Here is a 19,996-nt window from a genome sequence, read left to right as displayed (position 1 = left end):
GTTATCAGTTTCTAAAAAGAGCCAAATCTATTTTAAGCGAAAAAATATTAGAGTACAACGCTGTGCTTTGATTTCCTAAATCAGTTAATGCATAATCAATTTGAATGCCTTTGTATTTGAATCCTAAACCTACGTTGGGTTGAAAACCCACTTTTTCGGAAGTATCAAGTTGCTGTACATTTTGGAAATTACCCACACCTGCTCGAACAAAAACCAAGTCCGTGTATCCAAATTCTAATCCTAATGCAGGATCGATACTCACGTATTTTGTCGAAATAATGTCATTAGTTTGTGTGAAACGCATATTGGCATTGGCAGCAGCCATTATACTGTAGTCATATCGGATAATAAATTTTTTAGAAAGTCCTAGCTGCGCTTTAGGTAATGTTATTTCAGTACTTTCTGGTAGCTCTTGATTTTGTCCAGGAACCGCATCAGCAATTTTTTGGTACTCTTTTTCATTAATATTCCAAACATTGTAGGTAGTTGTAATATCGCGAAGCATCAGACCAAACTTCCAATCGTTTTTCTCAAATTGTAGACCCACATCAAAACCAAATCCCCACGAATCAGCAAATTTTCCTATAACTCTTCGAATGATTTTTGCATTTACACCGTATTGAAAGCCGGGTACGGGCAACTTGCGAGCGTAAGAAAAGGTAAACCCATAGTCAGCAGTCGAAAAAAGACTTATGCGATTGTAATCAATATTGCCTTCGCTATCAATCAATTCAGTTGTGTTTAAAATGTCATCAACACCAAAGCGTATTACCGATATTCCCCAAGCAGATCGATCATCTATAGGACTGGCATAAGCTAGATAATCGTATTGAGCAATATTGGCAAAATAACTAGCATGCATTAAGGCGACTTGATTGTCATCTAGCTGCACCAAACCTGCTGGATTCCAGTAGCCTGAATTTACATCGTTCGTAGAGGCTACTGCGGTATTAGCCATTCCCAATGCAGCAGCATCAACTCCAATATTCATAAACTCATTCGAGTATTTCCTGGCGGTCTGCCCGTAAGAAATACAAGTAAGGAGGAGGAATAGTAGAACAAACTTTTTTTTCAATTGAACCGGATTTATCAAGCGTAACAAACGAGTTTATATTTTTATCAAAAATATAATTTTTTAATGAGCTTAATAGGTGATTTTTAAATTAAATGGGAAACTATAAAAGGGAGTAACAATCTTTGATAAAACTAGGATATGATTCACTTATTATGCTAATTTTGTTTCTCTGATTTTAAAATCCTAATTGACTATGAATATTAAAAAACACATACCTAATTTAATTACGCTCATTAACCTTTTTTGCGGCTGTATTGCAGTTGTATTTATTGCTGAGCAAAAGTTCGAATTGGCTTTTTATTTTGTTAGTTTGGGTATATTTTTTGATTTTTTTGATGGCTTTTTTGCGCGATTATTCAAGGTGGCTGGTCCCTTGGGTTTACAGTTAGACTCTTTGGCTGATATGGTTACAAGTGGCGTCGCACCGGGTTTTGTAATGTATTTTTTGATGTCAAATAGCCAACACGAAATTTCATCAAGTCCTTATGTTCCTTTTCTAGGATTTATTATCACCTTAGGCTCTTGTTATCGCTTGGCTAACTTTAATATTGATATAAGACAAACCAATTCATTTGTAGGATTGCCTACGCCTGCAAACACCTTGCTAATCATGAGTTTGCCTTTAGTAATTGTTTACAGTGATTCATTAATTGTTTTAGAGATTTTAACTAATCAATGGTTTTTACTGATTGTCACCTTATTTAGTGCTTATATTCTGAATGCCGAGATCCCTTTGTTTTCCCTGAAAATTAAAAAATTCAATTTAAAAGACAACGCTTTACAAATAGTTTTTTTAAGTTTTTCAGTCGCTCTAATACTATTTCTTCAGTACATGGCGATACCTTTAATCATTATTTCTTACGTTATTTTGTCTATAATAAGTAATCGATTTTCTTTAGATGAAAAGGCAAAACGTTAAACGAAAGTATCAAGCTAGACGGTCAGTCAAAAAAAGTTCTTTTCGACAAAATGTGATTAAGTATTCACTTTATGTCTTGTTTGTTAGTTTTGTATTGGCAACTGGATATCATTATCGTAATGGTTTGGCTTATTATTTGAGTTTTAAATCGAACAAAATTGCCAAACAAGATAAAGAAGCGAAACGTATTTCGGATGTACGTAACTTTCAAGTTTTGCAAAATAAAGGAACCAAAGCGGTTGGAATAGATGTATCAGAATATCAAGGAGCTATTGATTGGCCTGCAGTGAATGCGATCGAGGAAAAATTCCCAATTCAATTTGTTTTTGTAAGAGCTACTGTGGGTAACGATCGTGTAGATAAAGCTTTTGATGAAAATTGGCTTGGCGCCAAAGATAGAAAGATAATTAGAGGAGCTTATCACTACTATCGTCCTAACGAAAATTCCTTAGAGCAGGCTGCCCTTTATATTAAAACGGTGCGGCTGTACAAAGGAGATTTACCTCCCGTATTAGACATTGAAAAACTTCCTGAAAATCAATCGGTTGCTCGCTTAAAAATAGGGTTGAGGCGCTGGTTAGAAGCGGTAGAGTCGCATTATAAAGTGAAGCCAATTATTTATACTGGCGAAAAATATTATGATGATTTTTTGAAAGAAGAATTTTCAGATTACCTTTTTTGGATCGCTAATTATAATTTTTATCGAGAGAAAATGAAAGAGGATTGGCTCTTTTGGCAATTTACAGAGAAAGGCTCCGTGCCAGGAATCAATGGGAATGTAGATGTCAATATTTACAATGGCGATTTTCAGCAATTGCAGTTTATAACCGTAGAATAAAGTTTGTTTTGTTTGTTCTGTTTTTTGGGCGTGCCTCAACTTCCACTATCGTTTCAGTTCAGTCGGGCTATTCGTTTCAATCTTTTTGGGCTAAAAAGCCTTAAAAAGGATTTCCACTGCTATCCCTCACGCGAAAGGAAAAAAGGCAAGAAAATCTATGATTTTTTAAGTACAATGAAGAGTGTTACAAAAATGAAAAAGGCCATCATTCCAACAAAAAACAAAACCGACTTTGTATTAGCAAAATTTACGGTCCATCCCATACATTCCTGCCTTTTTGGGGGTAATAGTCTCTTGTCTTGTTTGTTGTAATAAAAAATACCGCATCTCCAAATATCAGGATCTTTGTGCCATTTTTCTAAGGTTTCTTTAGATGGTTTTTCGGGTGTTTCCATTTCCGATTTTGGTTTAAAGATGTTTAGAACAGTAGTTAAAACTCTAGTTTTTTCTTGCGAAGTTCAAAGTTTTGACCAAGATAAACACGACGTACCATTTCATCCTCTACTAATTCCTCAGGAATACCAGCTTTCAGGATACCACCTTCAAACATCAAATACGTTTTGTCTGTAATAGCAAGCGTTTCTTGTACGTTATGGTCTGTTATCAAGATCCCTATGTTTTTGTTTTTTAGTTGGGCTACAATACGTTGAATATCTTCTACCGCAACTGGATCTACACCAGCAAATGGCTCATCTAATAGGATGAATTTTGGATCGGTTGCTAGGCAACGAGCAATTTCTGTTCGGCGTCGCTCTCCTCCGGATAATAAATCACCACGGTTGGTACGAATGTGCTCAAGGCTAAACTCTTCAATCAAACTTTCCATTTTGGCTACCTGTTCTTCTTTGGTCAATTTAGTCAATTGTAGTACGCTCAAAATGTTGTCTTCGATACTTAATTTTCTAAAAACAGAGGCTTCCTGCGCTAAATAACCTATACCTTGCTGAGCACGTTTGTACATAGGATAATCTGTAATATTTAGATCATCAAGATATATGTTTCCTGAATTAGGTTTAACTAATCCAACAATCATATAAAACGAGGTTGTTTTTCCAGCTCCATTTGGACCCAGCAAACCAACAATTTCTCCCTGATTAACCTCTACCGATATGCCTTTTACGACGCTTCGTCCTTTGTATGTTTTTACTAAATTCTCCGCTCTTAAGATCATCTTTTTTGTTTTAAACTTTTCAAAGTATATTAAAGCCAAACGTTCCTTTGTTTAAGCGTAGCAAATTAACGAATAAACAAAGGAACATCTTAATTCCTTAACAATTATTTAGTTTCCTGAATTATTTTGTGGGTACCAGTTTTGTTACTTTTTTTAGTTGCTTATTTTGTAGCATTCTCATCCAACGCTTCCCAAAATTCATAAGCTCTACGCAAGTGCGGTACTACAATTGTACCACCCACTAAAGTTGCGATACCCATAGCTTCCATCATTTCTTCTTTAGTGACACCTTCTTTGTGACTTGTCTCTAAATGGTATTTTACGCAATCATCACATCGTAAAACAGCTGATGCTACTAAGCCTAAAAGTTCCTTAGTTTTAACATCTAAAGCTCCAGCAGCATAGGCATTGGTATCTAGGTTAAATATTCTTTTGACGATTTTGTTATTGTCAGCCAAAAGTTTTTCGTTCATTCTAGAACGGTATTCGTTAAATTCTTCAATAATATCAGCCATTTTGTTCTATTTTAGATTTTGAAACAAATACTGAAATCCAGATACTTGCTTCGTATATTAATAACATCGGGATCGCTACTATGGTTTGGCTTACAACATCTGGCGGCGTAACAATTGCCGCAACTATAAGCACCAAAACAATAGCGTATTTTCGATAGGTTCTTAAAAAAGAAGGGGTTACAAGCCCTAGTTTTGTTAAGAAGAATATAATTATGGGAAGTTCAAAAAACAAGCCGCTCGCAAGGACGGATGTCTTTACCATTCCGATATAGGAGTCAAGTGTGAATTGATTTAAAACCACCTTACTAACCGTAAACGTGGCTACAAAATTTACTGACATCGGGATTACTACAAAATAGCCAAACAAAACACCAATAAAGAATAAAATAGAAGAGAAAAAGATAAAGACTTTTGCATTCTTTTTTTCTTTCTCGTAAAGTGCAGGTCCAATAAACTTCCAGATTTCCCACAATATATAGGGAAAACTAAGTATGAATCCTGCAAGGATACAGATCCAAATAAATACGTTTACTTGTCCCTCCATTTGTGTGTTTTGTATAATGAAAGGCATCTCGGTAATGCATATACTATCACCTATTCCAATGTAATTTGAAAGGTCACAAAAAAAAGTATAAGTGATAAAAGTGGGTCTTGTAGGTCCGAAAATGATAGTATCAAACAAATAGTCGCTTATAAAATAGGTTGCGATTCCCATTATAATGATTGCGATAGTACTTCTTACGAGTAGCCATCTCAAATCTTCAAGATGATCTAAAAACGACATTTCGTTTATATTCTTTTTTGCCATTATAGTATTCCTTCTTTTAAAATATCGTGTAAATGCAATACGCCTTGGTATAATCCTGCTTCATCAATTACTACTAATTGTGTGATTGCATGATCTTCTAAAATATTAAATGCAGCTACAACCATATCAGTAGATTGAACCATTTTAGGGTTTTTAGTCATAATATCTTTAGCGGTCAAATCAGTGAAAGTCTCTCGATCGTTTAACATCCTACGAATATCGCCGTCAGTTATAATACCAATTACTTTCTCATTTTCTACTACTGCTGTAACACCCAATCTTTTTTCAGATATTTCAAAAATAACCTTTTTAATAGAAGCATCAGGAGTAACCATTGGTTTTAACGTGTGTTCGAGCATATCTTGCACGCGCAAAAGTAATTTCTTACCTAGGGCACCTCCTGGATGATAAATAGCAAAATCTTCTGGTTTAAAATTGCGTATTTCCATTAAACAAACAGCAAGCGCATCTCCCATAACTAATTGGGCTGTGGTGCTACTAGTAGGAGCGAGGTTGATAGGACAGGCTTCTTGGTCTACTGTAGTATTTAAAACGTGATCAGCTCCTTTTGCAAGAAATGAAGTCATGTTGCCTGTAATGGCGATCAATGTGTTTTCAAAACGTTTTAATAGTGGGACTAATACTTTTATTTCAGGACTGTTACCGCTTTTCGAGATGCAAATAATAATATCATCCTTTTGCATCATTCCTAAATCTCCATGAATGGCTTCAGCTGCATGCAGAAACATGGATGGTGTTCCAGTCGAGTTAAAAGTGGCAACCATTTTTTGTCCAATGATTGCGCTTTTTCCAATTCCGGTTACTATTAATCGACCTTTAGAATTGAATATTGCCTGTGTTGCATTGTAGAAACTTTCATCTAAGTAAGAGGCCAGTTTTATAATTGATTCACTCTCAGTTAAAATGGTTTTTTTGGCTAATGCCAATATATTTTCTTTTGATATCAAAACAGAATATTTAAAAATTTGTGTGTGTGAAAGAAATTAGTATCTTTATGTGGTGCAAATTTATACAAAATACCATTATAATAAAGAATGAATTCAAACGAAATTGATATCCATAAAGAATTAAAGAAATATTTTGGCTTTAGCCAATTTAAGGGATTGCAGGAACAAGTGATCCAAAGTTTGTTGGCTGGACAAAATACTTTTGTTATCATGCCAACAGGCGGTGGGAAGTCGCTCTGCTATCAGCTACCAGCTCTAACAAAAGAAGGAACCGCAATCGTTGTTTCGCCTCTTATTGCTTTAATGAAAAACCAGGTTGATGCCATTAGAAGTTTGTCTTCAGAGAACGGTGTTGCACATGTATTGAACTCCTCTCTCACAAAAACGGAAATTACTCAAGTTAAAAAAGACATAACCTCAGGTTTGACTAAGTTGCTATATGTGGCTCCAGAATCCTTAACCAAAGAGGAAAATGTTCAGTTTTTAAAAAATGTTACCATCTCTTTTGTTGCTATAGATGAAGCGCACTGTATTTCAGAGTGGGGACACGATTTTAGACCAGAATACAGGAATTTAAAAAATATTATAAAGCAATTGGGTGATATACCCATTATAGGGCTTACTGCAACTGCAACTCCAAAAGTACAAGAGGATATCTTGAAGAATTTGGATATGGTAAATGCTAAAACATTTAAGGCTTCGTTCAATAGACCTAATTTGTATTATGAAGTTCGTACAAAGACAAAAAATATAGAGTCGGATATCATTCGTTTTATCAAACAGCACAAAGGGAAATCTGGTATTATCTACTGTTTAAGCCGTAAAAAAGTAGAGGCTGTTGCCGAAGTTTTACAGGTAAACGGTATTAGCGCTGTGCCGTATCATGCCGGTCTAGATGCTAAAACGCGAGCTAAACACCAAGACATGTTTTTGATGGAAGATGTTGAGGTTGTTGTTGCCACGATTGCGTTTGGAATGGGAATTGACAAGCCCGATGTTCGTTTTGTGATACATCATGATATACCAAAATCGCTCGAAAGTTATTATCAAGAAACAGGTCGCGCTGGTCGTGATGGTGGAGAAGGACATTGCCTAGCCTACTATTCCTATAAAGATGTAGAAAAGCTAGAGAAGTTTATGTCAGGAAAACCTGTTGCTGAGCAAGAAATAGGTTTTGCTTTATTGCAAGAGGTAGTTGCTTACGCAGAAACGTCAATGTCTAGAAGAAAGTTTTTACTCCACTACTTTGGAGAAGAATTTGATGGCGAAAATGGCGACGGTGCAGACATGGATGACAATGTTCGTAATCCAAAAACTAAAATAGAAGCACAGGATCAGGTTGTGCAATTGCTAAAAGTGGTACGTGATACTAAACATATCTATAAATCAAAAGAAATTGTTTTTACACTGATAGGAAGAGTTAACGCTGTGATTAAAGCGCATAGAACAGATGTTCAATCATTTTTTGGTTGTGGTGCAAGTCATGATGAAAAATATTGGATGGCATTGCTTAGGCAAGTGCTAGTTTCGGGTTTTTTATCTAAGGACATAGAAACCTACGGTATTGTAAAAATCACCAAAAAGGGACTTGATTTTATCGAAAATCCATCCTCCTTTATGATGTCTGAGGATCATGAATACAATGAAATAGGTGATGAAGCGATTGTGACAGCTGCTAAGTCTACAGGTGCAGTAGATGAGGTTTTGATGGATATGCTTCGTGATTTGCGCAAAAAAGTTGCTAAAAAACTAGGTGTGCCACCATTCGTCGTTTTTCAAGAACCTTCGCTAGAAGATATGGCTTTAAAATATCCTATTTCCCAAATTGAATTAATCAATATACACGGAGTTGGAGAAGGAAAAGCAAAAAAATATGGTGCAGAATTCATTGCACTCATTAGTAAATATGTAGAGGAGAACGATATTTTTAGACCTGATGATCTTGTGGTGAAATCTACAGGAACAAACTCAGTCAATAAACTTTACATTATTCAAAATATCGATCGCAAGTTATCTCTTGATGATATTGCAAAAGCAAAAGGACTTACAATGGATGCTCTTATTAAAGAGATGGAGCAAATAGTATATTCAGGTACAAAACTTAATATAAAGTACTGGGTTGATGATATGCTCGACGATGACCAACAAGAAGAAATTCATGACTATTTTATGGAGTCTGCGACTGATAAAATTGAAGATGCATTAAAAGAATTTGAAGGAGATTACGATATTGATGAATTGCGATTCATGCGTATTAAATTTATTAGCGAAGTAGCTAATTAAGTAATTCAATTTTTAATTTTTTTCATCATTTCTTTATTTTTAGAACACTCTATGGTTTTAAGTATTATTATTCCCACCTACAACGAAGCAGCGATTATTCGAAATACAATCGAATTTCTCCAACGCAATCTAGTAAGTAACAATGTTGAAATTATAGTTTCTGATGGCGGCAGTACAGATCAAACTGTCGCAATAGCTAAAAGTCTTGGCGCAAAAACAGTCCTTTCTCCAGTTAAAGGTCGCGCGGGACAAATGAATCACGGCGCCAAAAACGCCTTAGGTGATGTGTATTTTTTTCTACACGCAGATAGCGCTCCAACCCATTCCTCTTATAATCTAATTAATGATGCTATTCAGAAAGGTTATAATTGTGGGAGTTTTAGAACCAAGTTTGATAGCTCTAGTGTGTTACTAAAAGTTAATGCTTTTTTTACACGGTTCAATTACCTTTTTTTTAGAGGAGGTGATCAAGGTATTTTTGTGACAAAAATTTTATGGGATCAAATTGGAGGGTATAAGGAAGAGATGGTAATCATGGAGGATTATGACTACATTGCTCGTTTATGGAAGCAAGGTTCTTTCAAATTAATTCCTAAAGCTACTATAATTTCAGCTCGGAAATATGAAGAAAACTCCTGGCTTACAGTTCAATTAGCCAACTTACAAGTGGTCAGGATGTATAAAAATGGCGCGTCTCAAATGGCAATGATAGCTAAATACAAAGAACTTTTAAGGTACAGAAAAAATGCATTTTAAAAATAAAGTGGTTTGGATTACTGGCGCCTCTTCAGGGATTGGAAAAGAATTAGCCATTCAATTAGCACAACAAGAGGCAATTCTCATTCTAACCTCTTCTAATATAGTTTCCCTAGAAGATGTGAAATTAGAATTGAAATCAACTCCTGTCCATATTTTACCTTACAATCTTTTAGAATTGGATGCTATTAGTGTTTTAGTTGATAAAGCAGTATCGCTAGAAGGACGTATCGATTATGTAATTCAGAGCGCAGGTATTAGTCAGCGATCATTAGCAAATGACACAACAATGGATGTGTACAAAAAGTTGATGGATATTAATTACTTTGCACCAGTAGCAATTACCCAAGCAATTTTACCTTACTTTAAAAAGAATAATAGTGGTAGTATGACTGTTATCAGTAGTATCGCAGGACTTATTGGTTTTCCCTTACGTTCAGGATATGCAGCATCTAAGCATGCCATTAAAGGATATTTAGAGACGTTGCAATGTGAATTGTTTAAAACCAATATTACCCTTTCTCTCGTATATCCGGGTAGAATAAATACTAACATTTCAAAAAATGCTCTTGTGGGCGATGGAAAGCAGTATGGGGCAACCGATGAAAATAATGAGGTAGGGATGGATGTTACTATTTGCGCAAAAAAAATTATAAAAGGATTGCGCTCGAACAAAAAATCAATTATCATTGTTAAGGCAGAACGCATTTTGTTCTGGTTGTGGTGGTTTGTGCCTTCGCTGTATTATAAAATTGCGCACTACAAAGGATTACAGAACAAATAATATTAGCTTATGCATCATTTTTTATCAGGAATTCAACAAGTGGGAATAGGGGTTACTAATGCCGTTGCAGCAATGCACACATACAAACACTTATTTGGCATGGACGTGTTGATTTTTGACGACCAGGCGAAAGCTAATTTAATGACACAGTATACCGGTGGAACGATATTTAACAGAAGAGCAATTTTAACTATGAATCTCCAAGGAGGAGGCGGTTTTGAGATATGGCAATACTTAGATCGTATTCCTCAAGAGTCAGCGCCAATTGAAATGGGAGATTTAGGTATAAACGCAGTTATTCTGAAATCAACCAATATTGAGGCGTCTCATCAAAGATTAAAAAAGGTAGAAGGAGTAACAGTTTGGGATGTTATAAATTGTAAGCACAGTGGTGCTTATTTTTGGGTTACTGATGGTAATAGCAACACCTTTAAAATTATTACTTCAAGCGATTGGTTTCAAACAGGGAAACATGATTTAGGAGGAGTAGTGGGTGGTGTTATTGGAGTAAGTAATATGGAAAAATCAATGCTTTTTTACCAAAATGTTTTAGGTATAGATACAATTCTATATGATTTTGAATATACTGTAGATGATTTATTATACCGTAAAGTAGGATTGCAAAAAAGAGCCACAGGTAAAGGTGCCTTCAATAAATTACTAGGAGATGTTACAATCGAATTGGTGCAACTTAAGAGTAAAGAAGCTAAGAAAATCTATGAAAACCGTTATTGGGGAGATTGTGGTTTTATACATCTTTGTTTTGATGTTTTAGATATGAAAAGTCTTAAGGTCCACGCCGAAAAGCAACAGTGCTTTTTTACGGTAGATAGTAATAATACTTTTGAGATGGATAATGCTTCAGGGAGATTCTGTTATGTCGAAGATCCTGACGGAACATTAATAGAGTTAGTAGAAACACATAAAGTTCCTATCTTGAAAAAAATAGGTTGGTTTTTGGATTTACAGAAAAGAAATAAAGAAAAACCACTGCCTAATTGGATGATAAAAATGTTGGCTTTAAGTAAAGTAAAATAATTTAGATAGCTTTGTATTGTGAATAAGTCCACGCTGATATTGGAAAGGATATAAACACAAGCATCGCTACATATAAATTGAATATTATACCAGTGACTGCAGCAATAATCAGCACAATAAGTGGATAAAATAGAAGCAATAAACCAAAAAGAACCGAGTCATAAAAAACGGTATTTTTGGTTTTTTTATGGGCTATATTTTTAAAAATGATATAAATACTTCTATTCAGTAGATATCCTAATAAAGCTGGCAAAGCGAGTAAAACTTTTTTAGTAATTGTAGCACGATTTTCAAACAAGTGAATTTCCTTTTTTTCTAATTGAATTACTAAATTGTTTTCTAAGCCTTGTTTTAGTTGTAGATTAAATTGAGAATAAAACTCAGATACCTTTGCTGTAGAATCCTTTGTAGGACCAAACTCGGAATTAAAATTTACCAGTACTTCCTTTGGATTGCTTGTAAAGGAAGAGTAATTTAAATTTGTAGGTTGAATTCTTAAATTAGGTACGCCCTCTTGATGTGCAAGTAAAGCCAATCGAGCTGTTCCTTTTTTTAAGGGTCTTAATCTCCATTCATTTACACATAGGCCTTCTGAAAAAATCAAAATAGTCTGGTTTTGTTTTAGAAGCTCAATACATCGTTTAAAAGTGTCCTCGTTTTTTCCTAAATTGTTTTTTCCTTCAGTTAATCTGTAAATAGGTATAAGATGTAATGCAGTAAGGACCTTTGCAATTAAAGGGCTGTTAAAGGCATCTCCTCTGGCCAAAAAATAAATGGGTTTAGGATAATTGACTGCTATCACTATTGCATCAAAAAAAGAATTGGAGTGATTAGCCCCAATTATTTTTGGATAATTATAAGAAGTATTTGTATTAAAATTAACTACAGTTTTACTGCAGTATATTCGCATTGCTATTTTAGCGCCAATTTTAAAAAATGAATACAAATTAAATGTTTTGTTGAGGTTTGTATAAGTAACGATTTATAAAAAATTATTTAAATCGATAGTCCAATCATAATCTTTGTAATCTAAATCAGGTTTAACATCATTTGGTATGATATTAAATTGTTTAGCTATTTTAATAACTCCTTTTTTACAGCCAAAGTCACCTCTAAACCAGCTCATTAGGGCAGGAACAACTAGGTTGTTTTTGTCTTTAGTGTAGGTAGTATTCGCTTTTAGATATTTATCCGTCGAAGCATCTAACTGTTTATCTAAATTTTTAGCATCATACATTCCCACAGGAGGACAACTTTTTGCTCCACAGTTTAAACTGAAATGAATACGATAATCTACATCTTTTACGCGGAATTTTCTATCTAATTTAGAGGGGAATAGTTTGTGTAACGTGCCTAAACTCCATTTAATACTAGATCTTCTTAGAAAGCCATGTTCGATTATGTCCAGACTCACCTTGTTTCCTGCAATTACAAATTGCTCTGATTTAAAAAAAGCACCTCGATCTTTATATTGTTCTGGGTCTTTACGTAAAGAGATATTTGTAAAACCATTATAGACATTAATAAAGAATGCTTTTTTAGCGGTATCGCCTTCTAATTGTTTGATTAATGTGTTTTCATCGGCTTTAGCGATTAAATCCATATAACCTGTTGCCTCTTTAATGTTTTTGGCTTTTGCAGCTTCAACTAATTTTTTTGAGATAGCGATGTAGTCAGTGGTTTGCGAAAAACCAAACTGCACAGTTAAGAGCAGTAGTATAGCTAGTAATTTTTTCATGATAAAATGTTTCGTTTATTCTATGTACGTAATTTACGTTTAATAGTTTTCGTCGATCTTTAAATGGGAAAATATTAACTTTTATTACAATCTCATATAAACGGCTAGTGATTGTAGTTTATTACCAGAATTCCTCTTGATTAATCAGGTACTATATTTAAAATGCTATTTTTCTAAATAAATTTCTCCACGATGAGGTTTTAAGGCATCTCGAACTTGTATCATGTTGTCATCGGTCACAACCATAAAAGCGATTGCTAGCATCTCGTCTTTGATTTCGAAACCAGTTATATTTAAGGGTAGCTTTTCTATTGCAATGTATTCCTTAAGATGTACCTCATGATGTTCAGCTGTTTTTGCTGATGCGGGTCCTCGAAAATCCCAAATTAATTTTATTTGTCTAGACATGGTATTTGAAACTGTTTTATATGCAAAGTTACAAAGTTTAGTGCCTCAAAAACTAAAAGGCCTAAAACTAAGAATGAAATCCACACTAAAATAGTATTTTTGCATCTTGTTTTCCGATATTCAAAAAACAAATAATAGAATTACTACAAAGAAAATGGCTCAAGAACTCCTGCTACAAGTAACACCTGAGGTTGCTGCAAATGAAATTTTGCTGAAAGAATACCTAGGGAAGCAATTAAAAGTACAATCCGTAGATATCCAGCAAGTCGTTATTTTGAAACGATCTATTGATGCGCGTCAAAAAGCAATTAAGATTAATTTGAAAGTATTGATTTACTTAAAAGGAGAGTTATTTCATGAAGAAAAGATTCAGCTACCGGATTATCCTAATGTAAGTACGAAACAAGAGGTAATTGTAGTAGGTGCAGGTCCTGCCGGATTGTTTGCTGCTTTGCAATTAATTGAATTAGGTTTAAAACCAATAGTAGTCGAACGTGGGAAAGAAGTTAGAGGTCGTCGTCGCGATCTAAAAGCAATTAATGTAGATCACATTGTCGACGAAGATTCTAATTATTGTTTTGGTGAAGGTGGTGCGGGAACGTATTCAGATGGTAAATTATATACTCGTTCTAAAAAAAGAGGCGATGTCACCCGAATTTTAGAATTATTAGTAGCCTATGGGGCAACGCCTGATATTTTGGTAGACGCGCATCCGCATATTGGTACGAATAAATTACCTCAAATTATCCAAGATATTCGCGAAAAAATTATTGAGTGTGGTGGGCTTGTTTTATTTGAAACGAGAGTCACTGATATAGTGATCAAAAATAATGAAATTGAAGGTGTTGTAACTCACAAAGGGGAAACGATCCTTGCTAACAAACTGATATTAGCCACAGGACATTCAGCACGAGATATTTTTGAACTATTAGACAGAAAAAAAGTTTTTATTGAAGCAAAACCTTTTGCTCTAGGAGTTAGGGCAGAGCATCCACAATCATTAATAGACAGTATCCAGTACAGTTGTGATTATAGAGGAGAATTATTGCCGCCTGCTCCTTACAGTATTGTTAAGCAAGTAGGAGGTAGGGGAATGTACTCTTTTTGTATGTGCCCTGGAGGGATAATTGCGCCATGTGCTACTAGTCCTGGCGAAGTGGTAACTAATGGCTGGTCGCCTTCAAAAAGAGATCAAGCTACTGCGAACTCAGGAATTGTTGTCGAATTAAAATTGGACGATTTCAAACCATTTGCAAATCATGGTGCACTGGCAGGCTTAGAATTTCAAAAAAGTATCGAGCAAAAAGCGTGGCACCTTGCGGGAGAAACTCAAAAAGTACCTGCTCAGAGAATGATCGATTTTACAAAATCAAAAATTTCAACAGATATTCCTAAGACTTCCTATGTTCCTGGAACGACCTCAGTAGAATTGGGTCAAGTGTTTCCTGGTTTTCTAACGCAAATATTGAGAGAGGGTTTTACGGAATTTGGTAAATCAATGCGTGGCTATTTAACAAATGAGGCTATTTTACATGCGCCAGAATCTAGGACGTCATCCCCAGTTCGTATTCCTAGAGATCCTTTAACCTATGAGCATCTGCAAATAAAAGGGTTTTATCCTTGTGGAGAAGGAGCAGGGTACGCGGGCGGAATAATTTCTGCAGCTATTGATGGAGAGAAATGTGCGCAAATGATTGCTGCTTCATTAAACATATAAGCCTCCAATTGAAACAGTATTGGAGGCTTGTAAAGTTTGTTTTGGTTCTGATTTTAAATAAAAAGAGGTATTCTTGTTTTAAAATCTATTTTTTAGTCTGCATTTCCATGTAATCTACTGTTAGATTTGCCATAGTCTTTACTCCCAAAACGAATCCACTTTCGTCAATATAAAAATCAGGAGTGTGATGTGGTGCAGTTTCACTAATAGGTTTTCCTTTAGGGGCTCCTCCTAAAAAAAAGTAAAGTCCTGGAATTTTATCTTGGTAAAACGAAAAATCTTCCGCTCCCATAACTGCGGGAGTAAGAAGTACTTTGTCTTTTCCAGCTACTGCTTTTAAAGTCGGTAACATTTTTTCAGTCAAATTAGGATCGTTGTAGGTTACGAGAGTTTGTTTTGTAATTACTATGTCGGCTTTTGCTCCAGCGCTCTCGGCAATTGAACTTACAACTTCTTTCACTCTTTTATGAATCATGTCTTGTACTTTACTGTCTAAGGTTCTAATGGTTCCATACATATTGAGTTCTTCAGGGATAACATTGCTTCGGACACCTGCATCAATTTTTCCAACACTAACGACAGCTCCAGTTTCGGCTATGTTTAGATTTCTACTAATAATAGTTTGTAAACCAAGAACGATTTGAGATGCAGTAACAATTGGGTCAATTCCTAACCAAGGATAAGCACCATGCGTTTGTTTACCTGTAATTTTTATTTTAAACCAATCCGAAGCAGCCATAGTTCCTTCTGGACGGTATTTTATTGTTCCTACTTCGGTTTGTGCATTGATGTGCAATCCAAAAATCACATCAACTTTAGGATTGCTCAAAACACCTTCTTTAACCATTAATTCGGCTCCTCCTTCTTCACCATCTGGAGCTCCTTCTTCTGCCGGCTGAAAAATAAATTTTACGGTTCCTTTTAGCTCTTTTTGAATCGATGCTAAAACTTCTGCAGTACCCATTAACATGGCAATATGCGTGTCGTGCCCACAAGCATGCATAATATTGACCTTTTGACCATTGTATTCCCCTTCTTGTTTTGATGCAAAGGGAATATCGACTCTTTCCTTAACTGGTAAAGCATCTATATCTGCTCTAAGTGCTACTACTGGTCCTGGTTTTCCTCCTTTTAGTATTCCAACAACTCCAGTTTTAGCAATTCCAGTTTGAACCTCCATACCTAAAGATCGTAGGTGAGCAGCTATTTTCTCGGCTGTTTTAAACTCTCGATTACCAAGCTCTGGGTTTTTGTGGAAGTCTCTTCGCCATTCAATTACTTTGGATTCTAATGATTCTGACTTTGAATTAATTTTGGTCTTTAATGCTGTATTTTGAGCAATTGAAGAGCAAAATGATAATAAAACGATACTTCTAAAGATTGTTTGTTTCATGTTATGGTTATACTTGATTATGGAACAGTACTAGTTCGAGAACTACACAAATATACTGAAAATCATATGCGCTATAGCGCTTAATAGTGTAAAAAGAAGAGTTTGTGGCAGCTGAAATACATTATTTTTTTGCGTTGTACACAATATTGTGGATAATTTTCGATAGATAAAAATAGCTGTATGGTACCAAAAAGTTTAAAAGAGTAGGCAAAACCAATAAGGTTAAGTTCCCACTATTGATTGGTATTGGGTATAAACAATATGAAAGAGAACGTTAAAGCCCGCTCTGTTGTCCGTCTTTTTTTTGTATTTTTGTTCTGCTAAACCTAAATATGATAGAAGAAAACGTAATTTTAGTAAACGAGCAAGACGAGCAAATTGGCTTAATGCCAAAGCTTGAGGCTCATGAGAAAGCAGTTTTACACCGTGCATTTTCTGTTTTTATTTTAAATAGTAAAAACGAAATAATGTTACAGCAAAGAGCGCATCATAAGTATCATTCACCACTACTTTGGACTAATACTTGTTGTAGCCATCAACGTGCTGGTGAGACAAATATAGAGGCAGGAAGTCGGAGACTCTATGAAGAAATGGGTTTTAGGGCAGAGCTCAAAGAACTTTTTCATTTTATTTATAAAGCACCATTTGACAATGGTTTAACGGAACATGAGTTAGATCATGTTATGATTGGATATTGCAACGATGAGCCAATAATTAATCCAGAGGAAGTTGAGAATTGGAAATGGATGGGTATTGATCAAATCAAACAAGATATGATCATTTCTCCAGAGCTATACACGGTTTGGTTTAAAATTATATTTGACGAGTTTTACCACTATTTAGAAGATCATAAAATTTAGGGTATCCCTAATTTTAAATACAACAAAATAATATGAGGGTTACAATTAGTAGAAAAGCACATTTTAATGCAGCGCATCGCTTATATAGAAAAGATTGGACATTCGAAAAAAATGATCTAATTTTTGGCAAATGCAACAATCCTAATTATCATGGACACAATTACGAGTTAATTGTTAATGTAACTGGTGAGATAGACCCAGAGACGGGTTTTGTGATGGATGTTAAAATCCTAGCAGATTTGATAAAAGAAGAGGTGGAAAATAAATTTGATCATAAAAATCTCAATTTAGATGTTGCTGATTTTCAAGATTTGAATCCAACAGCAGAAAATATCGTGGTTGTTATTTGGAATAAACTTCGAGCTAAAATCGAAAACAAGTATGATTTAGAAGTAGTTTTATTTGAAACTCCAAGAAATTTTGTAACCTATAAAGGACTATAATGGCATTAAAAGTAGGTGATAAAATCCCCAATTTTACGGCGATAAAAGTTGATGGTACTGTGTTTGAGAGTACATCCATAGTTGGAGAAAAGGTGGTAGTAATTTATTTTTATCCAAAAGATAATACGTCACAATGTACTGCGCAGGCTTGCGACTTTAGAGATAAATATCAGGATTTTAAAGACTTAGGTGCAGAAGTTATTGGTATAAGTAGTGACGGCATTGCTTCTCATGAAAAATTCAAGCAACAATACAAATTACCTTTTATTCTTTTATCTGATCAAGATAAAAAAATTCAAAAAATGTTTGGAGTTCCAAAAGCACTATTTGGTATTTTGCCCGGTAGAGTAACCTATGTTGCTGATAAAAATGGCATTATAATCATGATTTTTAATAATATCATGGCAGCAAATCATATACCTAAAGCACTTAGAGCAGTGAAGAAAAGCGTATGATAAAGGAGAAATGCTTCTAAGTTTTATTAATAAAAGATAATTGTAAAAAGATTAATAATGAAATTATACCCTCTACAGTTTGAACCTATATTCAAAGAACGAATATGGGGTGGAGAAAAACTGAAGACAATACTTCATAAACCTATCAAATCCAAAACTACAGGTGAAAGTTGGGAACTATCAGGTGTGGAAGGATCTGTGAGCATAGTTTCTAATGGTGTTTTAAGCGGGAGATCATTAGCTGATTTAGTAAATGAAAATCCTAACGAAATTTTAGGCGGTGTTGTTTATGAAAAATTTGGTGTTCAATTTCCACTTCTATTTAAATTTCTCGATGCTAAGGAAGATTTATCTATTCAAGTTCATCCTAATGATGAATTAGCTAAGAAAAGACATAATTCTTTAGGTAAAACAGAGATGTGGTACGTTATGCAGGCTGATGCTGGTTCTAAGGTTATTGTTGGTTTTAAAAAAAATTCTAATGCTGGAGAATGTGTGCGGTATCTAAACGATGGAAACTTGTCGTCGCTTCTCGATGAAATAGTAGTTAAAGAAGGAGATGTGTTCTTTTTAGATACAGGGACTGTGCATGCAATAGGTGCCGGTTTGGTTATCGCTGAGATTCAGCAAACATCAGATGTCACATACCGATTGTATGACTTCGACCGAAGAGATGCGCAGGGTAATAAAAGAGAATTACATGTTGATCAAGCATTAGAAGCTATTAATTATGAAAAGGTAAAAGCGCTTACCTCCTATACAAAGGAGGTTAATGAGGCAAATGTAGTAATTGATTGTCCTTACTTTACAACCAATTTCGTTCCTTTATCAGGTACTTTACCGGTAAAAAAGACAGGAGACACATTCACAGTGTATATGTGTGTAGATGGGACATTTACAATTACCTATGAGGGGATTGTTTACAACTATAAAAAAGGAGATACAGTTTTACTACCTGCAGCAATTCGCGAATATGAGTTAAATGGAAAAGCTTCAATTTTAGAAATTTACATTTCATAGTCGCTAATAGAAAGATTATATGTACTTTTGCAGACGCAAATTAAAATTTAAAAAAAATGGCAAACGTTAAGAATTTAAAAAAAGACATAAACTACGTTTTAGGTGATATCATTGAAGCGGTTTACTTGTTTGAAATTTCTACTACAGGAAAACCAACAACTGAAACTAACAATTTAATTGATGAGGCTATCGCAGCTTTTGACGTTTTGATCACAAAAGTGAATGCAAAAAACGTTGAAAACAAAAAAGCACATTTCAAACAAATCAATGTTGAATTGGAACAAACTGCAAATCAATTGATTGCTAAAATCAATGAATTGTAATCAAAAAAAACGATAAAAAATAGCAGATTTGTTTTGGAAAAGACGAATTCATCTGTATATTTGCACCCGTAATGAGACGCCAGCGTAGCTCAGTTGGCTAGAGCAGCTGATTTGTAATCAGCAGGTCGTGGGTTCGAGTCCCTCCGCCGGCTCATCGTAAAACCATCTAACTTTTGTTAGGTGGTTTTTTATTTTAAGTTAAAAAGTAAGGATTTATAATATTTTTTTGAATCAGTAAAAGATTCTAAAATAAAATAAGTTTTTAGTTTGGAGAATTAAAATTCATCTGTATATTTGCATCCGAAATGAGACGCCAGCGTAGCTCAGTTGGCTAGAGCAGCTGATTTGTAATCAGCAGGTCGTGGGTTCGAGTCCCTCCGCCGGCTCATAAAAAAAACCACTTAACAAAGTTAAGTGGTTTTTTTAATTTAAGTCTATAAAAAAGGAAGTAGCTCTTCGTTACTTTCGATTTTATATAAAAATG

22 protein-coding genes and 2 tRNA genes are annotated in these 19,996 nt (G+C 34.8%); 14 read left to right on the top strand and 10 right to left on the bottom strand.

The genetic code is table 11. From position 1 onward, the window contains the following. Positions 1-4 precede the first annotated feature (4 nt). Entirely contained in the window at positions 5-1,075 is a 1,071-nt protein-coding gene (locus H8R22_RS08325; RefSeq protein WP_449534651.1) for a putative type IX sorting system protein PorV2, read from the bottom strand. A 193-nt stretch (positions 1,076-1,268) separates the two neighbouring features. On the opposite strand from H8R22_RS08325, the gene H8R22_RS08320 reads away from it, so the two are divergent. Together H8R22_RS08320 and H8R22_RS08315 are read left to right on the top strand one after the other, a co-directional pair. Continuing rightward, positions 1,269-1,994: a CDP-alcohol phosphatidyltransferase family protein gene (locus H8R22_RS08320; RefSeq protein WP_187009992.1), complete on the top strand. Its 726-nt coding sequence runs from the start codon at positions 1,269-1,271 to the stop codon at positions 1,992-1,994. Continuing rightward, positions 1,975-2,832, top strand: a complete 858-nt coding sequence (locus H8R22_RS08315; RefSeq protein ID WP_187009991.1) for a glycoside hydrolase family 25 protein — start codon at positions 1,975-1,977, stop codon at positions 2,830-2,832. Before H8R22_RS08320 ends, H8R22_RS08315 begins: the two co-directional genes overlap by 20 nt. 155 nt (positions 2,833-2,987) lie before the next feature. Here H8R22_RS08315 and H8R22_RS08310 read toward each other — a convergent pair whose 3' ends face one another. From H8R22_RS08310 to H8R22_RS08290, 5 genes are all read right to left on the bottom strand, one after another. Further along, complete coding sequence (locus H8R22_RS08310) at positions 2,988-3,227, bottom strand: hypothetical protein (protein WP_187009990.1); 240 nt, start codon at positions 3,225-3,227, stop codon at positions 2,988-2,990. A 35-nt stretch (positions 3,228-3,262) separates the two neighbouring features. After that, positions 3,263-4,003, bottom strand: a complete 741-nt coding sequence (lptB, locus tag H8R22_RS08305) for an LPS export ABC transporter ATP-binding protein (RefSeq protein ID WP_187009989.1) — start codon at positions 4,001-4,003, stop codon at positions 3,263-3,265. Between the two features lie 161 nt (positions 4,004-4,164). Next, on the bottom strand, positions 4,165-4,518 hold the full coding sequence (locus tag H8R22_RS08300) for a carboxymuconolactone decarboxylase family protein (protein WP_187009988.1): 354 nt from the start codon (positions 4,516-4,518) through the stop codon (positions 4,165-4,167). Next, complete coding sequence (gene tatC / locus H8R22_RS08295; protein WP_187009987.1) at positions 4,511-5,326, bottom strand: twin-arginine translocase subunit TatC; 816 nt, start codon at positions 5,324-5,326, stop codon at positions 4,511-4,513. The genes H8R22_RS08300 and tatC overlap by 8 nt, the downstream gene beginning before the upstream one ends. After that, a complete protein-coding gene (locus H8R22_RS08290) occupies positions 5,326-6,294 on the bottom strand; it encodes a KpsF/GutQ family sugar-phosphate isomerase (protein ID WP_187009986.1) in 969 nt (322 codons plus the stop codon). Before H8R22_RS08290 ends, tatC begins: the two co-directional genes overlap by 1 nt. Positions 6,295-6,381: 87 nt before the next feature. On the opposite strand from H8R22_RS08290, the gene H8R22_RS08285 reads away from it, so the two are divergent. From H8R22_RS08285 to H8R22_RS08270, 4 genes are read left to right on the top strand one after another with little or no spacing between them, the layout of a single operon-like run. Beyond that, complete coding sequence (locus H8R22_RS08285; RefSeq protein WP_187009985.1) at positions 6,382-8,577, top strand: ATP-dependent DNA helicase RecQ; 2,196 nt, start codon at positions 6,382-6,384, stop codon at positions 8,575-8,577. 51 nt (positions 8,578-8,628) lie between these two features. Next, the gene (locus H8R22_RS08280) at positions 8,629-9,333 is read left to right on the top strand and encodes a TIGR04283 family arsenosugar biosynthesis glycosyltransferase (protein WP_187009984.1); all 705 of its coding nucleotides are present in this window, start codon (positions 8,629-8,631) and stop codon (positions 9,331-9,333) included. Then, positions 9,323-10,117, top strand: coding sequence for an SDR family oxidoreductase (locus H8R22_RS08275; protein WP_187009983.1), 795 nt, complete (start codon positions 9,323-9,325; stop codon positions 10,115-10,117). The genes H8R22_RS08280 and H8R22_RS08275 overlap by 11 nt, the downstream gene beginning before the upstream one ends. A gap of 9 nt (positions 10,118-10,126) precedes the next feature. Beyond that, complete coding sequence (locus H8R22_RS08270; RefSeq protein WP_187009982.1) at positions 10,127-11,155, top strand: VOC family protein; 1,029 nt, start codon at positions 10,127-10,129, stop codon at positions 11,153-11,155. 1 nt (position 11,156) lies between these two features. Here H8R22_RS08270 and H8R22_RS08265 read toward each other — a convergent pair whose 3' ends face one another. The 3 genes from H8R22_RS08265 to H8R22_RS08255 all read right to left on the bottom strand — a co-directional run bounded on the left by H8R22_RS08265 (position 11,157) and on the right by H8R22_RS08255 (position 13,301). Next, positions 11,157-12,065: a 1-acyl-sn-glycerol-3-phosphate acyltransferase gene (locus tag H8R22_RS08265; protein WP_187009981.1), complete on the bottom strand. Its 909-nt coding sequence runs from the start codon at positions 12,063-12,065 to the stop codon at positions 11,157-11,159. Positions 12,066-12,137: 72 nt separating this feature from the next. After that, positions 12,138-12,893: a DUF547 domain-containing protein gene (locus H8R22_RS08260; protein WP_187009980.1), complete on the bottom strand. Its 756-nt coding sequence runs from the start codon at positions 12,891-12,893 to the stop codon at positions 12,138-12,140. Positions 12,894-13,058: 165 nt separating this feature from the next. Continuing rightward, positions 13,059-13,301, bottom strand: coding sequence for a hypothetical protein (locus tag H8R22_RS08255; protein WP_187009979.1), 243 nt, complete (start codon positions 13,299-13,301; stop codon positions 13,059-13,061). 154 nt (positions 13,302-13,455) lie between these two features. Here H8R22_RS08255 and H8R22_RS08250 point away from each other — a divergent pair, with 154 nt between their 5' ends. Further along, the gene (locus H8R22_RS08250) at positions 13,456-15,018 is read left to right on the top strand and encodes an NAD(P)/FAD-dependent oxidoreductase (protein WP_187009978.1); all 1,563 of its coding nucleotides are present in this window, start codon (positions 13,456-13,458) and stop codon (positions 15,016-15,018) included. Positions 15,019-15,103: 85 nt separating this feature from the next. Here H8R22_RS08250 and H8R22_RS08245 read toward each other — a convergent pair whose 3' ends face one another. Next, entirely contained in the window at positions 15,104-16,411 is a 1,308-nt protein-coding gene (locus H8R22_RS08245) for an amidohydrolase (protein WP_187009977.1), read from the bottom strand. A gap of 332 nt (positions 16,412-16,743) precedes the next feature. Between H8R22_RS08245 and idi the strand changes: the two genes are divergently transcribed. The 7 genes from idi to H8R22_RS08210 all read left to right on the top strand — a co-directional run bounded on the left by idi (position 16,744) and on the right by H8R22_RS08210 (position 19,898). Then, positions 16,744-17,271 (top strand): isopentenyl-diphosphate Delta-isomerase, encoded by a 528-nt coding sequence (gene idi / locus H8R22_RS08240; RefSeq protein WP_187009976.1) that lies wholly within the window; start codon positions 16,744-16,746, stop codon positions 17,269-17,271. 32 nt (positions 17,272-17,303) lie between these two features. Continuing rightward, positions 17,304-17,714, top strand: a complete 411-nt coding sequence (locus H8R22_RS08235) for a 6-pyruvoyl trahydropterin synthase family protein (protein WP_187009975.1) — start codon at positions 17,304-17,306, stop codon at positions 17,712-17,714. Next, positions 17,714-18,169, top strand: a complete 456-nt coding sequence (locus H8R22_RS08230; RefSeq protein ID WP_187009974.1) for a peroxiredoxin — start codon at positions 17,714-17,716, stop codon at positions 18,167-18,169. The genes H8R22_RS08235 and H8R22_RS08230 overlap by 1 nt, the downstream gene beginning before the upstream one ends. A 57-nt stretch (positions 18,170-18,226) precedes the next feature. Further along, positions 18,227-19,189 (top strand): type I phosphomannose isomerase catalytic subunit, encoded by a 963-nt coding sequence (locus H8R22_RS08225; protein WP_187009973.1) that lies wholly within the window; start codon positions 18,227-18,229, stop codon positions 19,187-19,189. A gap of 56 nt (positions 19,190-19,245) precedes the next feature. Further along, positions 19,246-19,512 carry a hypothetical protein gene (locus H8R22_RS08220; protein ID WP_166136440.1) on the top strand — a complete coding sequence of 89 codons (267 nt, stop codon included), beginning with the start codon at positions 19,246-19,248 and terminating at the stop codon, positions 19,510-19,512. Positions 19,513-19,590: 78 nt separating this feature from the next. Beyond that, positions 19,591-19,664: transfer RNA gene (locus H8R22_RS08215), tRNA-Thr, on the top strand. A 160-nt stretch (positions 19,665-19,824) separates the two neighbouring features. Beyond that, positions 19,825-19,898 (top strand) — tRNA-Thr (locus H8R22_RS08210). Positions 19,899-19,996 lie beyond the last annotated feature (98 nt).

Origin of the sequence: Flavobacterium kayseriense, assembly GCF_014305095.1 — a bacterium.
In the GTDB taxonomy this organism is placed as follows: Bacteria; Bacteroidota; Bacteroidia; order Flavobacteriales; family Flavobacteriaceae; genus Flavobacterium; species Flavobacterium kayseriense.
This window is presented reverse-complemented; position numbering and strand designations above follow the sequence as displayed.

What these genes read in the sequence shown, in the direction of transcription:
- H8R22_RS08260 (WP_187009980.1), bottom strand. Translation starts at nt 12,893, where the DNA reads ATGAAAAAATTACTAGCTATACTACTGCTCTTAACTGTGCAGTTTGGT.
- H8R22_RS08300 (WP_187009988.1), bottom strand. Translation starts at nt 4,518, where the DNA reads ATGGCTGATATTATTGAAGAATTTAACGAATACCGTTCTAGAATGAAC.
- H8R22_RS08265 (WP_187009981.1), bottom strand. Translation starts at nt 12,065, where the DNA reads ATGCGAATATACTGCAGTAAAACTGTAGTTAATTTTAATACAAATACT.
- H8R22_RS08320 (WP_187009992.1), top strand. Translation starts at nt 1,269, where the DNA reads ATGAATATTAAAAAACACATACCTAATTTAATTACGCTCATTAACCTT.
- H8R22_RS08255 (WP_187009979.1), bottom strand. Translation starts at nt 13,301, where the DNA reads ATGTCTAGACAAATAAAATTAATTTGGGATTTTCGAGGACCCGCATCA.
- H8R22_RS08285 (WP_187009985.1), top strand. Translation starts at nt 6,382, where the DNA reads ATGAATTCAAACGAAATTGATATCCATAAAGAATTAAAGAAATATTTT.
- H8R22_RS08250 (WP_187009978.1), top strand. Translation starts at nt 13,456, where the DNA reads ATGGCTCAAGAACTCCTGCTACAAGTAACACCTGAGGTTGCTGCAAAT.
- H8R22_RS08280 (WP_187009984.1), top strand. Translation starts at nt 8,629, where the DNA reads ATGGTTTTAAGTATTATTATTCCCACCTACAACGAAGCAGCGATTATT.
- H8R22_RS08230 (WP_187009974.1), top strand. Translation starts at nt 17,714, where the DNA reads ATGGCATTAAAAGTAGGTGATAAAATCCCCAATTTTACGGCGATAAAA.
- H8R22_RS08270 (WP_187009982.1), top strand. Translation starts at nt 10,127, where the DNA reads ATGCATCATTTTTTATCAGGAATTCAACAAGTGGGAATAGGGGTTACT.
- H8R22_RS08225 (WP_187009973.1), top strand. Translation starts at nt 18,227, where the DNA reads ATGAAATTATACCCTCTACAGTTTGAACCTATATTCAAAGAACGAATA.
- H8R22_RS08235 (WP_187009975.1), top strand. Translation starts at nt 17,304, where the DNA reads ATGAGGGTTACAATTAGTAGAAAAGCACATTTTAATGCAGCGCATCGC.
- H8R22_RS08310 (WP_187009990.1), bottom strand. Translation starts at nt 3,227, where the DNA reads ATGGAAACACCCGAAAAACCATCTAAAGAAACCTTAGAAAAATGGCAC.
- idi (WP_187009976.1), top strand. Translation starts at nt 16,744, where the DNA reads ATGATAGAAGAAAACGTAATTTTAGTAAACGAGCAAGACGAGCAAATT.
- H8R22_RS08220 (WP_166136440.1), top strand. Translation starts at nt 19,246, where the DNA reads ATGGCAAACGTTAAGAATTTAAAAAAAGACATAAACTACGTTTTAGGT.
- H8R22_RS08275 (WP_187009983.1), top strand. Translation starts at nt 9,323, where the DNA reads ATGCATTTTAAAAATAAAGTGGTTTGGATTACTGGCGCCTCTTCAGGG.
- tatC (WP_187009987.1), bottom strand. Translation starts at nt 5,326, where the DNA reads ATGGCAAAAAAGAATATAAACGAAATGTCGTTTTTAGATCATCTTGAA.
- lptB (WP_187009989.1), bottom strand. Translation starts at nt 4,003, where the DNA reads ATGATCTTAAGAGCGGAGAATTTAGTAAAAACATACAAAGGACGAAGC.
- H8R22_RS08245 (WP_187009977.1), bottom strand. Translation starts at nt 16,411, where the DNA reads ATGAAACAAACAATCTTTAGAAGTATCGTTTTATTATCATTTTGCTCT.
- H8R22_RS08315 (WP_187009991.1), top strand. Translation starts at nt 1,975, where the DNA reads ATGAAAAGGCAAAACGTTAAACGAAAGTATCAAGCTAGACGGTCAGTC.